Origin of the sequence: Antarctobacter jejuensis (genome assembly GCF_052266595.1) — a bacterium.
Classification (GTDB): Bacteria; Pseudomonadota; Alphaproteobacteria; order Rhodobacterales; family Rhodobacteraceae; genus Antarctobacter; species Antarctobacter jejuensis.
Genome location: NZ_JBQQXJ010000001.1, coordinates 450,836 through 465,021 on the forward strand (window position 1 = coordinate 450,836; position 14,186 = coordinate 465,021).

Below are 14,186 nucleotides of genomic sequence, written 5' to 3' on the forward strand. Positions count from 1 at the left end.
CCCCGACCAAGACGAAGGACTTGTTATGAAAGCACTCATTCGATCCGCAGCGCTGATGCTGACCGTGGTGATCGGTGCCACGCCCGCGCTGGCCGAAACCGGCGACCCGCTGGCCGAGGTCATCTCCAGCCCGGTCCGGGATTGTTCTGGCGGCACGGCGCAGAAAATGCCCCTGATCGCATGGGGCGCGGACGGCGTCGTCGTCCATGCCAACGGCCAGTCGCTGTCACCGAAATCCGGTCTCCTGCGGGACGCCGGCTGGGAGCTTTCGCTGTCGGTCAAGGACAACTTTGCCGGACAGGTCGAGGATTACCTTGCCTGCGACACGCCCTTCCTGCGCGGCACGCTGGGGATGCTGATGGCCGCCGCCCCGGTGACAGAGGCCGACCCGCGCACCGAACAGATCGTCTTTTTCAAACACAGCTGGTCCGCAGGTGACGGAATCGTGGCCGCCGACGGCATTCAGCGGCCCTCGGACCTCAATGGCAAGCGCATCGCCATTCAGGCCTATGGCCCGCATGTCGATTTTGTCGGCCGCGTGCTGTCGGACGCGGGCCTCAGCTTTGACGACGTCACGGTTGTCTGGGCCGAGGGCCTGACCGGCGACGGCGACACACCCGCCAACCTGTTTGCCGACGGCAAGGCAGACGCCGCCGCCGTCATCCTGCCCGATGCGCGCTTTCTGACCTCTGACGGCACCGTGGGCACAGGCGCCGAAGGGTCGGTCAAGGGATCGACCATCCTGATCTCGACGCTGGAGGCGACATCGGTTGTGTCGGACTACATCGCGGTGCGCGCAGACTACTTCGACGCCCATCAGGACGAGATTGCAAAACTGGTCAACGTGCTGTTCCGCGCCGAGGAACAGATGCGCGCCTTCATGGCCGAAGAAGGCAATTCCGACCGCGCCGCAATGGCGCAACTGATGGCCGATGAATTCCTTGGCGGCCTGCCGCAGGAAGAGGGTGTGTTCCTCTGGATGGATGCCATCACCGACGGCTGGTCGGGCAATGCCCGCCACTTTGCCGACGCATCTGACCCGCGCCGCTACTCGGTGCTCAGCACCGAGGTCGCCACCTCGTTGCGGGGCGCGGGCATGATCGGATTCCCCTATGAACTGACCACCGCAGAGTGGGATTACACCACGCTGACCGATGGGCTGAACAACCTCGACGACCGTCAGGTTGCCGCCTTCAATCCCGAAAAGGCCGCGCAGGCCGTCAACCGCCTGCGCCGCACCGGGCAGCTGGACGCCAATACCAAGATCGACTTTCAGGTCTATTTCGAGCCGGACACCCCGGATTTCCCGATGGACCTCTATGCTGATGATTTCGAAGAGATCCTGCGCCTTGCCTCTACCTATTCCGGCGCGATCATCACCGTCGAGGGCCACGCCGATCCGCTGCACTTTCTGCGGCGCCAAAAGGATGGCGCCGCCAAGTCCGAATTGCGTGGCATCCGCACCTCGACTCAGAACCTGTCGCTGCAACGCGCCATCGCCGTGGTCGACGCGCTGGAACGATACGCCGGCGAAAATGGCATCCGGGTGATCCGCGATCAGTTCATCGTCGATGGTGTCGGCATCTCCAGCCCGGCCTTCAACCCGCCAACCACGGAATCCGAATGGCGGCAGAACATGCGCGTGGTGTTCCGCGTGCTGACTGCGCAGGCCGAAGCCACAACCTTTGACCCGCTCTGAGGGGGGCTGACATGGGAAAAGCCAAGAATGCAGCTTTCGCCGTCGCGGGCATCATAGCCGTCAGCGCCTTTATGGTGGCGCAGAACATGGGTGGCGACGACACCTATGTCGCCTCCAGCGCGGACATGGGAGAGGTGGACTGGGCGGCGATTTCCGTCTGGCCGCCGCTGATCGAGGTGCCGGATGTGGAAAGCATCCCGGACCCCGACCGCATCTTTACCATGATCGTGCTGGATGATTCCGGGTCCATGGGATCGGATCTGGAACAGGCCAAGGCCGCCGTGATGCAGACCATCAAGATGATGGACCCGCAGGACCGTGTCGGCGTGCTGGCGCTGAACGCGGGGCTGGTGCTGCCGATGACCTCGGTAGAGGACGCCAGCCTGACCCTGTCCAACAGCCTGCTGCCACTGCGCCCCACCGGCAGCACGCCGCTTGGCCCCGCCCTGTCGGCGGCGCGTGACTTCCTGTCGGCGGAGGCCGCGCGCGCGCGCTCTTTCGGGACCTACCGGATCATCGTCACCACTGACGGTGCGGCGGATGATGCGGACCGCCTGATCGCAGAGGTCAAGGAAACCGTGAACAACACGCCCATACAGGTCGCCACCATCGGCATCGGCATCGGGCGGCGGCACGTTCTGAACGCCGAGGGCAGCACCAGCTATGTCGCCGTCGATGACGTCAGCAAGCTGGGCGAGGCGTTGCAGGCCGTGGCGGCGGAAAACGCCAGCTTTCAGCCGATCACGGCCTTCGAAGGGGACAAGTAGGACATGGGCCGCGCGCTGCTGGAATGGGACGAATGGAACCCCGGGCTCGACACCGACGACATGACCCTGGCCCAGGTGCTGGCCACCCTGCCCGCGGCCGATGCCGAGGATGTGCCGGAGATCATCCGCAAGTACGAAAACCCCGAAAGCCCGGACGCCCTGCCCGGCGCGATCAGCCTTGCCCGGCATGACTGCATTCATGTGATCCTTGGCCGTGGGCTGCACGTGCAGGATGAGGCCTTTGTCATCGGGGCCACCATGGGTGCGGCCTCTGACATCACAGATGAGGCGGTGGATACCTTCATCCACGTCTCGACAACGCTGTATCCCAAGGTCTGGCAGTTCAAAGCCGAACACATCCCCAGTTACCGGCTGGGGGTGGGGTTTTCCGTCGACAACCTGCCGAACAAGGATCTGCACCTGATCCCCTTCGAGCACGAGCCCTGGCAATCCATGACCGTGCGCGCCATCCGCAAGGAGTTGGGCATCGTCAAGGAAGAGCTGCGCGCCTATTTCCGCAAGGCAGAGCTGCTGGTGCCCGGCACCCGCGCCTCACGTCGGCTGGACACCTCGGCCCACCGGCGCGACCAGTCGCTGCGCCCCAACGAGGACTGAAGCGGCTCAGCGCCGCTTCTTGCCTTTCTTCTTCCAGAACGGCGGCACGTCGCCCGCCATGATGCAGCCATAGGGATCGATGTAATCCTCGATCTCGGCCAGCCCGTACTTGCCGATCTGCGCCACCACGCTCTCCGCGTCCTTGTAGCTGGACGGCAGTTCGGAGGCGTCCACACCGCCCGCGTGGAACCGGATGTCCAGCCCCTCGGTTTCGGCCTCCAGCATCTGCTCGGGCGTGACCGATCCCATGCGCCGGATGTGTTCAGAGCGCGAAAAGTTGCGCCCTGCCCCATGCGGACTGAACCCAAGGCCATGCCCCGCATCCTTGCCCCGCGCCACCAGAACCGGCTGCGACATGTTCAGCGGGATCAGCGTCAGGCCGCTGGCATCCGGCGCATAGTCACCCCAGGCCGGGGTCGCGCCCTTGCCGTGATAATACAGGTCGCCCCGCTTGAAGACGAAGTTGTGCTCATTCCAGAACCGGTCGCCCACATCCGCCCGCGCCGCCGCAACGGCGGCATCATGGATGCAGCTATGGTTCGCCTTGGTCCAGTCGCGGATCACCTGCAGGGCCGCCCAATAGTCGCGCCCCTCTTCCGTATCCGCCGGGATCCAGGCGTTCTGTTTCAGCGTATCGGGCGACAGTTCCTTGCGATAGCGTTCCGCCACGGCCATCCCGGTCTTGTACAGCACCGCCCCCGGCCCACGAGAGCCGTGATGCGTGACAATCGCCGTGCGCCCGGTCTTGCGCGAGCGTCCGACAAACAGGAAATGGTTGCCGTCGCCCTGTGTGCCCATGTGCTCTTCGGCCATGCGCAGCGACTTCGGGTTGTTCAGGAACGGGTTGGCGTGAAACCCCTCCATGAGGTCGGCAGACACCTCGATCCGGTCCCCCGCGCGGCGCCCGCCCGGCCCGAAATGCGTGACCGACTGCGCCGCGTCCAGCACCGCCTTGGGGTCCGCATCGCCCAGATCGGTGATCATGACGGAACAACAGATATCCGCCGAATGCATCCCCGGATGGATCGCGTTGCGCGCGGCGGCCACTCCGCCCACCGGGATCGTGCCCACCGGCCCCGCCGGACAGGCGTCCGGCATGATGGCCCCGGCCTCTATCGTCGGCGTGCGCATCAGCGCGCGCATGGTTTCGCGCACCTTGGCAACGTTGTCCTCCTCATCCGGGTGGGCGACGTCGATGTTTTCCTCGAATGTCAGTTCTCCCGGAGCGCGAAGGTCCAGCGTCACGGGCTCTGGCGGGATATCCCCCTCCAGTTCCTGCCGGATGCGCACAAGGCCAAAGCCCTCGGCGCGCATCGCGTTGGCCTTTTCCAGCAGCGTCGGAAACTGCTTGCCCGGGCGGTGCCCCCATTCCTTGAGGTGGTCGCCGGTCACGGGGTCAAAATCTTTTGCGTCGGTCATCATCATCAATCTTCTCCTGTAAAGGGACCTGGCGACAAGGGTGAAGAAACGAACCCGGGACCTGCCCCGCAGAACCGAAGTCCCGCGTTTGCCATATGGGCACCGGCAAGGAGGGGAATCGAACCCGCTCGGTTACCCCGGAAGTGTGGAGCCATGTAGTTCCTTCGGCATTCGCCAGGGTCTGTGCTTTCGTTCAAGGTCAGGAGGACAAGGGGGTGCGAGGGTTGTAATTTTGAGTAACAAGGAGCCCCGCAGGCATTCCTCCCGCAAATTGGTCGGGGATGGGGGGAAGCCCCCTCATCCCCAAGGGTGTCCCGGCGACAAATGGGTGGTGAAACAAGACCTGCTCTACCTGACTGAGCTACGCGGCCATATGGTTGGCGGCCACGACGGGATTCGAACCCGCGACCTGGGCGTTAACAGCGCTGTAGTTCCACCGGCATTCGCCGGGACAAAATTCCTTTCCTGTCAATTCCAAGGTGGGTCAGGCGGACAACTGAATGACGAGACAGCGACATTATCCAAAAATGTAGTCCCGTCGGCATTCCGCCTGACCCTTTGTTATCGATGCGTCAGATCTCGATCTTCTCGATCTCGCGCACCCAGTTTTCGGCACCTGTCCGGCCCTTTGCAAAATCCGCGATCCGGTCAAAGACCGCGTCCGAGAACCCGCCGATGTTCAACACGTCCTCACGTGTCTGCGCCTGCGTCGTGCCGTAAGGCGCGATGTCGATGCAGACCAGTTTGGCCTTCGGGTTGCGCCGTTTCAGCGCCTCCCATTCCGCCATCATCGCGGTCGACTGACGCCCGGTCCCGGCATCGACCCAGGACTGGTTATCAGACACGAAAACCACCAGGTCCGGTGCCGCGCGGCGCTGATTCAGCAACCTCAGCGGCGCAGAACAGTTGGTCCCGCCCCCGGCCAGCTTGCACAGGCGTTCCGCGTTGGTCAGGACCGTGTCGCGCGGGTTTAGACGCGTTTCGCGCACCTGCACCTCGAACGGCAGAACCTGGCACTTGCGGTTCACCCGCATGAAGGCCGCCGCGACCAGCGCGGCCACATCCACGTGACGCACGGCAGAGCTTGCGCCCTTGCGATACCCCGTCACCGGCCACGTCATCGACGCAGAGACGTCCGGGCAGATCACCACCTCTCCGGCCACCTTCGGCACATTGCGCACTGCCCGTTCCATGGCGTCATGCAACGCATCCACGATCTCGCGCGGCAACTCCGGGGCCACGTTCTGCGCCGCCACCATCATCTGGTAGGGAAAGGCGCGGGCCTTGGAGATTGCGACCGGGTCACGCAACAGCGCGGCCACATGATCCACCGTCTCCGCCTCGGCAAAGACGCCGTGACGCAGGAAGGTGTTCAGGTTCTGACGCACCATCTGCCAGGAACCGGTGCGCGCCATGCGCGCCCAGTGATCCGTGGTCAGCGGCAATTGCGTCAGCATCTGGAACGGCACATCCGGCAGCGGACCATCACGGCCTGCGTCAAAGGTCATCCAGTCCCGAACCGTCTCCGGCAACAGGGCCACATCGCAGGGACGCCCGATGATCCAGGCAAACAGCGCCTCGCGGCGCGCATCCGCCGGTTTCGGGTGAACCATCCTGATCACATCCGCCAGCGACGGATCGTTGCCGATATTGGCGCTCAGGATCGCCCGGTCCGAGGCCGCGTTCAGCCAGTTCTGCACCATCGCCTTCGGCGCAGACCCCAGCGACTTGCGCCCGGTCTGGCCCGAACGGACAATCTGCACGAAGGTCCGCAGCATCTTGCCATGCGTGATCACCCGGCCAAAGACCGCCCGGAACAGCGCCGGATCGCGCCGCGCCAGCACGGCCAGCAGCACCGCCGGCATGTCCTTCATGTACCCCTTCTGGCGGGCATAAACCGCCGTTTGGGCAAGGAACTCCGGTTCGACCTTGTCGGCCAGATCGATCACGCGGGTCAGTTCATCCTGCGCCGACTGGTAGAACATGCCGCCGATCGTGCCGGTGGCCGCCAGTTGCGCGAAGGCATGGGCATCGGTGTAGGCAAAGGCCGGCGCGCCTTCGGCGTTCCGCGTGGTTGCCTTGGGCAGCAACCGGCCCCGCATCGATGCAAACACGGATTTGTTTGCCATTGCTCTGTTCCTTCATTGTTGGTGAGGATGTTTTGCCATGACAAAGGGAGGCACCCGAAAGAAATCGAAAACCGGCGCAAGTAGCTGAAATAAGTGAACAATATGCGATCTTGCGCAAAGCTTTACCTGAATATACGATACATCATTATCGTAATTTATCACTTTGGATAGCCACTTGAAAAACGTCGTCCTCGGCTTCCTCGGAACGCAGCTCGACATGGGCAAGAATCGCCGTTGGAAGCCCACGGTCAGCCTTGTCACGCACGATGGTTTCGCGGTCGACCGGCTGGAGATCCTCTATGACATGCGGTTTCAGCGTCTGGCCGGGCACGTCCAGAAAGAGGTGCAGGCCGCGCGCCCCGAAACAGAGGTGCTGCTGCGCAATCTGGACCTGTCCAACCCCTGGGACTTTCAGGAGGTCTATGGAAAGCTCTTCGACTTTGCCCGCGGCTACGGCTTTGACGAGGACCGCGAACGCTATCACGTCCATCTGACTACCGGCACGCATGTGGCCCAGATCTGCTGGTTCCTGCTGACCGAAAGCCGTCACCTCCCCGCCCGCCTGCTGCAGACCGGCCCTCCCGGACCGGAAGAAACGCAGGCCCGGATGGACGTCATCGACCTCGACCTCAGCCGATACAACGCGCTGCAGCAACGGTTCGATCAGCTGTCGCGCGAATACAGCGACCAGTTGAAAGGCGGGATCGAGACCGCCAACCCCGCCTATAACGCGCTGATCGACCGCATCGAGTTGGTGGCCAGCAACTCGGACGAACCGATCCTGCTGCTGGGGGAAACCGGCACCGGCAAGACGCAACTGGCCGAACGCATCCACACGCTGAAACTGGACCGCCGCCGGGTGAAGGGCCGCATCGTCCACGTCAACTGCGCCACCCTGCGCGGGCAGGATGCGCTTGCCACGCTCTACGGTCAGCGGCGCAGTTTCACAGGACAGGCAGGCACCGAACGCAGCGGCCTCTTGCGCGAGGCGGACGGCGGCGTGCTGTTTCTGGACGAACTGGACGAGCTGGGCCCCAACGAACAAAGCATCCTGTTGCACGCGATCGAAACCGGGCGGTTCTACCCGCTGGGATCGGACCATGAGGTCAGCAGCCGGTTTCAGATCATCGCGGGCGCCAACCGCGACCTGCGCGCGCTGACGGCAGAGGGAAAATTCCGCCCCGACCTGCTCGCGCGCCTGAACATGTGGAGCTTTCGCCTGCCCGCCCTGCGCGACCGGCGTGAGGATATCGAGGCCAACCTGATCTTTGAACTGGCCCGCGCGGAAAAGGATCTGGGCATCCGTGTCGGTTTCAACACCGATGCGCGCGACACCTACCTGCGCTTTGCCCGCGACCCCGCCACCCCATGGCCCGGCAATTTCCGCGATTTCGGCGGCTCGATCCGCCGCATGTGCGTGCTGGCCCCGCGCGGCCGGATCACGGCGGCGATGGTCGATGAAGAAATCGCTGCCCTGCGGGACGACTGGATGCGCGCGCAATCGGACCATGACCTGCGGCTGGTCAGCGACGTGCTGGGGGATGCCGCGCAAGAGATCGACCCCTTCGACCTCGTGCAACTGGCGCATGCCATCCGCACCTGCCGTAATGCCAGCAGCCTCAGCGCCGCCGGACGCACCCTGTTCGCGGTCTCCCGCAGCAGACGCACCACGACAAACGACGCCGACCGCCTGCGCAAATACCTCGCCAAATTCGGGTTGGACTGGGACAGCGTCTCTGCCGCGCCAATGCCCCCGCGCTGACCAGGTCAGACAGCGCGGAAACAGTTTTGCATGCCCCGGCCCTCAAACCTCGCCAAAACCCGAAACCGTATCAGGCATTGCCCGTATCAACCGCCCTGTCCGGCACCCAGGTCGATAGGCCCGCATCCGTCCGTGCCGTTCGAGCGAGAAGCCGCGCTGCGACAAAGGCCCAGGCGCCCGGCGCTGTTCCCGGTCGCAGCATCTGGTGCAGCAAGTCCGAGCGTTGCCGATCTGGCCTTGGCGGGCTGAGACCAAGGTGGGCCAGTTCGGCCTCCCCCTTCAGCCAGCGCGCGCGCATTCTGACCCAGCCTGCAAACGTCCTTGGCATGCCGATGGTCGCCGAGGCCTCGTGGACAATCAATTTGCGTCCGCTTGGCACGGTGGCAGAGATAAAAATATCGTCGCCGGTGATTTCGGGCCAGCGGTCCCACAGGCCGCGCGCCGCAGCGGACAGACCGATCGCATTCGAGAAAGCCGTCGTTTGCGCATGCGGCAAGGACATCCAGCAGGCACCGATCCGCGCAGACAAGGGCGATGCCCCGGTTATGTCAAAGCGCAGCCTTGGCGCCACAAGATCAGCCACGCCGGAAAAGAGCGGCTGCATCAGATGGGCAAGATCGCCCGGGTTCATCCATGTATCCGCGTCGAGATAAAGGCGCGGATACAACCCGCCCATGGCATCATCTCCGGCTTGCAGGGCCGCTGTCTTCCCGGGGTGGGTTAGCTCGATCACCTCGGCCGCAGGCCCGGCAAGGCGGCGGATGATGCCGGGGCTGTTGTCGCTGCAGCCGTTGCAGACCCAGATAATCCGCGCCGGTTGTCCCTTGGTCGCGGCCAGCAGTCTGGGCACCGTCCTTGGAAGAACCGCAGCTTCGTTACGGACAGGGACGACAATGCCATAGGCGGATTTCAAGATGACTGCGCCTTCATTCTTTGGGATTGGTCAACAGAAATGCGGCGCTGGCCAGCAGCAAGAGCGCACTGAACGCCGCCATCCAGCCATCGACCACAGGCGCGATAAAGGCCGCCAGAATGATCATCGCCAGTTGCAAACCAAGGAACACCCCCTTGGTCGAGATCATCCAGCGCGCCCCAAGCAGCCTGCGCGGCCTGTTCGCAGGCAGCCACCCCTCCCATCCGCTGCCGCCGTCACCACTGTCGATAGTCAGCAGGTAATCCTTGATCTGCTTGGTGCGGATACCGTGATGACACCATTGAAGTGCCGCGCCCAGTCCGACCGCCCCATGCACGGCCGCCGCCGCCCAGACCATTCCCGGCAGTGCAAGCGAAACCGCGGCGAATGCGGTAAAGACGGGCAACGACACGATCAGCAGAAGGTTCTGCAAAAGAATGCGCAGGGCCAGTTCACGGCGCAGTACGGGCACATCCGACGATGCAATTGATGTGGCGCTTTCTACCATGGCATCCGCCTCCAGATTTTCAAGCGCCGCCTCAGGCGATCGGCCCACATCGCCGGGCGCGACTGGTAATGGTCGCCGAACCACGGCATCAGGCGCAGGCCATCGCCGCCGCGATCCCGGTAGAAGTTCGGGACCGGGTGAAAATTGCGCATCCGGAGATGGAAAACCTCGCAGGCAGAGGCGGCTTGCGGGGGCACGATCCAGCGCCAGTCAGCCGCCACCCGCCGCCCCTGGGCCTGTTCGCGCCCATGGAAGGCCATGAACTGATCGGAGGCCGTATGATGGTCGACGATCGTCACACCCGCTGCCTTGTAAGAGTGCAGCACCGCGCGGTTCAACTCGGTCAATGTCGTGTCCCGCCAAAGACCGTGCGCGTCCTTTGGAACGTTCAGGGCGCGCGCCGCCTCCGGCAGCAGGTCATGGCGCCGGACATCGGCAAAATTGCGGGATGCGATCTCGGTGCCCATGTAGAACCCGTTGAAGGGCGCACAGGGGTAATCAACCCCGCCTATGGTCAAGATCATGTTGCTGACCATCGGGACGGCGTACCACTTCAGGTCCAGCGCGGTCAGCCCGTCCTGATGCGGATGTCGTATCGCGACCTCCTGTATCGCCCCGTCCGGCAGGTGGCACAGGTGACGGCGGTCGGAACTGTCTCGCAGGATATAGGGCAACAGGTCGAACCGGCCCGGTCTCTCCGGGGGCGCCCACCCCATCGAAAGCGCGATCCGCGTGGCCTCAAGGTTCTGGCGATCCCCCAGCACCTTGCCGTCCGGCCCCTGATGGCAGGCGTATTGCGTGATCTGCGGGCTTTCGATCCAGGCCGGCGGGTACGCCCCTCCGGCAGATGCGAAGATCGAGATCGTGGACCGGACCCGGCCACCACTGAAAGCATCGCCAAGATGGCGCGAAATCTGGTCCTGAATTGCTTCGGGCCCGACCGTGTCGCGGCAATCCACGACGTCGAGGCTTTCCCAAAACAGGCGCCCGATGCAGCGCCCCGTATTGCGCCATGCCAGCCTTGCACCATAGGCCAGCTCTTCGGGGGTGTGCCAATAGCTATCCCCCCGGTTCAGCTGACGGCGGACGTCTGACCAGCGCGACTGGCGCAGCGCCTTCCCTGCCCCGCAGGCATCGTGAAATGCATTCAGAAAGGCGCGGGCTTCTTCCTTGCGCTCCATCGGCGTCAGGCGGCGCAACCGCCGTCCGAGGGGACTGGCCGATGCGGCATCGCCATAGCGGGCCCTCGACAGGAGGCGCCGCATTACATCAGCCCGTCGAACTGCCGCGCGGTGTCGCGCAGGGGACGCCGGTTGATTTCGTAGACCAGTTTCAGCGTGCGCGCCTTCGCCTTTCGATATTCCGCCGTTCGCGCATTCGGATTGCGATAGTTCGCCCTTGCGCGCCTGTGATCCATCGACGTCACGCGCAGGCCCGCATGCTCATCGGCCTTCGTGTTCACCGCGTCCCAGATCGGTGTGCCTGAATAGATGCTAAATGCGTTGAATCGCACCCTGTCCAGATAAGGGGCGTGTTCTTCGAGGAACTGCGAGGTCGCTGCCATATCGGCGGCCGTCTCTCCGGGAAAGCCCTTGAACATCGTACAGCGGACCGACAGGCCGGCGGCATGGGCGTCCCGGATGAACGCAGAGTTCCTTGCGACCGACGACCCCTTCCGCATCGCGTCCAGCAGAGGCTGGCTGCCGCTTTCCAGCCCGAAGGAGATGCGGCGCATCCCGCCTGCCGCCGCAGCCTCCAGATCGGCGCGGGACAGGCCGTTGTCCTGACGGTTGTCGACGTGCACGGTCCCGATCCATTCCGCCCCCTGCACATAGCGCCCGATGCCCTTGGCGATGCCCCGGATCATGCCCGGCCAGGAATTCAGCTTGAGATCGAGAAACAGGAAGTTCGTCGTCTCGTGCCGGCGGGCCTGTTCCTGCATTTCCAACAGCACGTTTTCAACGCTGCGCGTCCGGAAACTGCGCCCCGATACAGAGATCACGTCCGAACAGAACAGGCATTTGTCCCATTGGCAGCCCCGTCCGGTCATCATCGGCACGATGCGGCCGGGATACCGATCCCATGGGAAATCGGTGAAATCGGGCATCGGGGTCTGGTCCAAACGGTGCAGAGGTTTGGCCACGACCGACCGCCGCCCATCGGGCAGAGCCACGCCGGGAAAGGCCAGCGGATCGTTCCCACGGCACATGGCCTCGACCAGATCGGGCAGGTCGCGGTCGACCTCGGCACCGACCACCGCAGATACCCCGTCGATCCGGCGCCATGTGTCGGCGACTTCTGGCAGATTGAACATCGGGCCGCCCAGCACCACGGGCACGCTCTGTGCTCGTGCCATCTTGGCAATGGCGGCAACACTGTTGAAGTGCTGCAGATAGGCAGAGATCAGGATGGCATCGGGCTGCATCGCAAGCGCCTTGCGGATCTCGCGCAGCACCAAGGGATGCGCGCGTTCGACCCGGATGGTTTCCAGCCGCCTCAGACCATCGCGTATCTGCAGAAACGGCCTCAGGTCCGAAAGATGGATACGGCGCCGGAAATGATCGATCAGCGTTTCCTGCCGCTCGCGTTGGGTCGCCGGGACGTCATGGGCCAGCGGGCACAAGACATCCACGCGATGCCCCCGGCCACGCATCGAGGCCACCAGAAGCCCGACGGCCAAGGTGGGAAAACTGGAGAAATTGTTCAGATCAACGATCAGAACACGCAACCCAGAGGAGACTTTCACATGTGGCGTCGGAACGTAATCGCTTGTCCGCGCCGGCCGCAACACACGCAAAGGCCGGTTGAAATCCTTCATGAATTTAGCCTGTTAGCAAATGAATTGGGTTTATTCTCTATCTGCAAAACCTACCGCGTCAAGAAACGCCGTTGCGCCGTTTTGCTGGGAGAACCTGCGAACCCTATGCTGCAGGGGTTTTGACCTCCATGGGCCTGCGAAGAATTTGACTGCCACTTGACCACCACCCCTTTTGCCGGTCATTCTGACGTGCGATTACCCCGGGCGGACCGGCAAAAGCTCTATTGAAGACGCATGATTCCTGACAATATCCACCCCCTGCCCATTTGCGATCGAATGCGGCCACAAGATCCGTCGCACCGACATCCACGGCCACAATTTTATCCACCTCTGGTTGATGACCCGCTTGATTGCCGGCCTCGGGCGCATCCGGCAAAAGCTTGCTTTTTGTTGCAGTCCCGCCCCTGCGCGCCCCGGTCAGGGAGTGACGCCTCGGCCTGGATCTCGGTTCAACCCAACTGCGACTCATGACTGTGAAAAGCGCACCACGCCCGGGGCGCGGCCACGGTGATGGAGGGCAACGCAGGCCTGACCTGAGCGTGATCATCGTCAGCCACCAGACCTGCGCCCTGACGCTGCGTGCTATCGACGCCGCCCTATCCCAGAGCGGTCCCAGCCTCGAAGTGATCGTGGTCGACAATGCCTCCAGCGATGGAACTGCGGCGGCGATCACCCGCCGCTTTCCCCAGGTGCGTCTGTTCGCGCAGGACAGCAACCTGGGCTTTGCGCGGGCCAACAATCTCGCGGCCAAACAGGCTCGCGGGCATTTCCTGCTGCTGTTGAACCCCGACACAGTGGCCCAGCCGGGTGCCTTTGCCGAAATCACCGATTTCGCCCGTCAGAGACCCGAGGCGATGATCTGGGGCGGGCGCGTGCTCAGACCCGACGGAACCAACAGCCCGCGCTCCGGCGCCCGGCGTCCGACCCTGTGGTCCGTGATCGCGCAGGCGGCCGGTCTCTCCGCCCTCTGGCCCGCCTCGCCGCTCGTCAACCCCGAGGCCATGCCGGGCTGGAACCGCGACGAGATACGCGAGGTCGATATCGTGATTGGCTGTTTCCTTCTGATACGCCACGATGACTGGGGACGGCTTGGCGGGTTCGATCCAGCCTATTTCATGTTCGGCGAAGATCTCGACCTGTGCCTGCGCGCGGCCCATCTGGACGCGCGCCCGGCCATCACGCCCAGTGCCACTATCCTGCACGAGGAAGGCGCCTCGCAGCAATACGCACCCCGCGAAGTCCAGATCCTCGCCGCCCGCATCCGGTATCTGCGCCAACACCTACCGCGCTTTCAACGGGCCCCCGCCGTCTGGGCCGTCCGGCTTGGCGTCATCCTGCGGCTGGCGTGCTATTCCCTTGCGGCCCCGTTTCCCGCGCATCGGTCCAGACTGGCCCGGATGCCATACGTATGGGCCAAGCGAGAGCTGTGGTGGAGCGGCTACCCCGATCTGACAGAACCCGCCTCATCCTGAACTTCTGCGCCCGTCGCTTTCATCAGACAGGGCAGCATGGTGAACGCCGCGAGTATTTCCGGCGCGACGTACGATCTGGACCAT

Annotated in this window: 11 protein-coding genes; 5 read left to right on the top strand and 6 right to left on the bottom strand. The window is 63.8% G+C overall.

Annotated elements, in window-relative coordinates; translation table 11 throughout:
- Nucleotides 1-25 precede the first annotated feature (25 nt).
- From ACTXGA_RS02185 to ACTXGA_RS02195, 3 genes are read left to right on the top strand one after another with little or no spacing between them, the layout of a single operon-like run.
- Nucleotides 26-1,699 (top strand): ABC transporter substrate-binding protein, encoded by a 1,674-nt coding sequence (locus ACTXGA_RS02185; protein WP_443391472.1) that lies wholly within the window; start codon nt 26-28, stop codon nt 1,697-1,699.
- Nucleotides 1,700-1,710: 11 nt separating this feature from the next.
- Nucleotides 1,711-2,466, top strand: coding sequence for a VWA domain-containing protein (locus tag ACTXGA_RS02190; protein ID WP_443391473.1), 756 nt, complete (start codon nt 1,711-1,713; stop codon nt 2,464-2,466).
- Between the two features lie 3 nt (nt 2,467-2,469).
- Nucleotides 2,470-3,081: a hypothetical protein gene (locus ACTXGA_RS02195; protein ID WP_443391474.1), complete on the top strand. Its 612-nt coding sequence runs from the start codon at nt 2,470-2,472 to the stop codon at nt 3,079-3,081.
- Between the two features lie 6 nt (nt 3,082-3,087).
- Here ACTXGA_RS02195 and ACTXGA_RS02200 read toward each other — a convergent pair whose 3' ends face one another.
- Together ACTXGA_RS02200 and ACTXGA_RS02205 are read right to left on the bottom strand one after the other, a co-directional pair.
- Nucleotides 3,088-4,506, bottom strand: a complete 1,419-nt coding sequence (locus ACTXGA_RS02200) for an RtcB family protein (protein ID WP_443391475.1) — start codon at nt 4,504-4,506, stop codon at nt 3,088-3,090.
- Nucleotides 4,507-5,072: 566 nt separating this feature from the next.
- The gene (locus ACTXGA_RS02205) at nt 5,073-6,629 is read right to left on the bottom strand and encodes a vWA domain-containing protein (protein WP_443391476.1); all 1,557 of its coding nucleotides are present in this window, start codon (nt 6,627-6,629) and stop codon (nt 5,073-5,075) included.
- 175 nt (nt 6,630-6,804) lie between these two features.
- Between ACTXGA_RS02205 and rtcR the strand changes: the two genes are divergently transcribed.
- Nucleotides 6,805-8,391, top strand: coding sequence for an RNA repair transcriptional activator RtcR (gene rtcR / locus ACTXGA_RS02210; protein ID WP_443391477.1), 1,587 nt, complete (start codon nt 6,805-6,807; stop codon nt 8,389-8,391).
- Between the two features lie 70 nt (nt 8,392-8,461).
- Here the strand turns inward: rtcR and ACTXGA_RS02215 are convergent, their stop codons facing one another.
- The 4 genes from ACTXGA_RS02215 to ACTXGA_RS02230 are packed head-to-tail and all read right to left on the bottom strand — an operon-like array spanning nt 8,462 to nt 12,630.
- Nucleotides 8,462-9,304 (bottom strand): glycosyltransferase family 2 protein, encoded by an 843-nt coding sequence (locus ACTXGA_RS02215; RefSeq protein WP_443391478.1) that lies wholly within the window; start codon nt 9,302-9,304, stop codon nt 8,462-8,464.
- Nucleotides 9,305-9,317: 13 nt separating this feature from the next.
- The gene (locus ACTXGA_RS02220; protein ID WP_443391479.1) at nt 9,318-9,812 is read right to left on the bottom strand and encodes a hypothetical protein; all 495 of its coding nucleotides are present in this window, start codon (nt 9,810-9,812) and stop codon (nt 9,318-9,320) included.
- Nucleotides 9,806-11,077: a nitric oxide synthase oxygenase gene (locus ACTXGA_RS02225; protein WP_443391480.1), complete on the bottom strand. Its 1,272-nt coding sequence runs from the start codon at nt 11,075-11,077 to the stop codon at nt 9,806-9,808. The genes ACTXGA_RS02220 and ACTXGA_RS02225 overlap by 7 nt, the downstream gene beginning before the upstream one ends.
- Entirely contained in the window at nt 11,077-12,630 is a 1,554-nt protein-coding gene (locus tag ACTXGA_RS02230) for a B12-binding domain-containing radical SAM protein (protein WP_443391481.1), read from the bottom strand. Before ACTXGA_RS02230 ends, ACTXGA_RS02225 begins: the two co-directional genes overlap by 1 nt.
- Before the next feature lie 467 nt (nt 12,631-13,097).
- Here ACTXGA_RS02230 and ACTXGA_RS02235 point away from each other — a divergent pair, with 467 nt between their 5' ends.
- Nucleotides 13,098-14,102 (top strand): glycosyltransferase family 2 protein, encoded by a 1,005-nt coding sequence (locus ACTXGA_RS02235; RefSeq protein ID WP_443391482.1) that lies wholly within the window; start codon nt 13,098-13,100, stop codon nt 14,100-14,102.
- Nucleotides 14,103-14,186: the final 84 nt, after the last annotated feature.

Coding starts and splice junctions, on each gene's coding strand:
- ACTXGA_RS02185 (WP_443391472.1), top strand. CDS start 26: ATGAAAGCACTCATTCGATCCGCAGCGCTGATGCTGACCGTGGTGATC.
- ACTXGA_RS02190 (WP_443391473.1), top strand. CDS start 1,711: ATGGGAAAAGCCAAGAATGCAGCTTTCGCCGTCGCGGGCATCATAGCC.
- ACTXGA_RS02195 (WP_443391474.1), top strand. CDS start 2,470: ATGGGCCGCGCGCTGCTGGAATGGGACGAATGGAACCCCGGGCTCGAC.
- ACTXGA_RS02200 (WP_443391475.1), bottom strand. CDS start 4,506: ATGATGATGACCGACGCAAAAGATTTTGACCCCGTGACCGGCGACCAC.
- ACTXGA_RS02205 (WP_443391476.1), bottom strand. CDS start 6,629: ATGGCAAACAAATCCGTGTTTGCATCGATGCGGGGCCGGTTGCTGCCC.
- ACTXGA_RS02220 (WP_443391479.1), bottom strand. CDS start 9,812: ATGGTAGAAAGCGCCACATCAATTGCATCGTCGGATGTGCCCGTACTG.
- ACTXGA_RS02225 (WP_443391480.1), bottom strand. CDS start 11,077: ATGCGGCGCCTCCTGTCGAGGGCCCGCTATGGCGATGCCGCATCGGCC.
- ACTXGA_RS02230 (WP_443391481.1), bottom strand. CDS start 12,630: ATGAAGGATTTCAACCGGCCTTTGCGTGTGTTGCGGCCGGCGCGGACA.
- ACTXGA_RS02235 (WP_443391482.1), top strand. CDS start 13,098: ATGACTGTGAAAAGCGCACCACGCCCGGGGCGCGGCCACGGTGATGGA.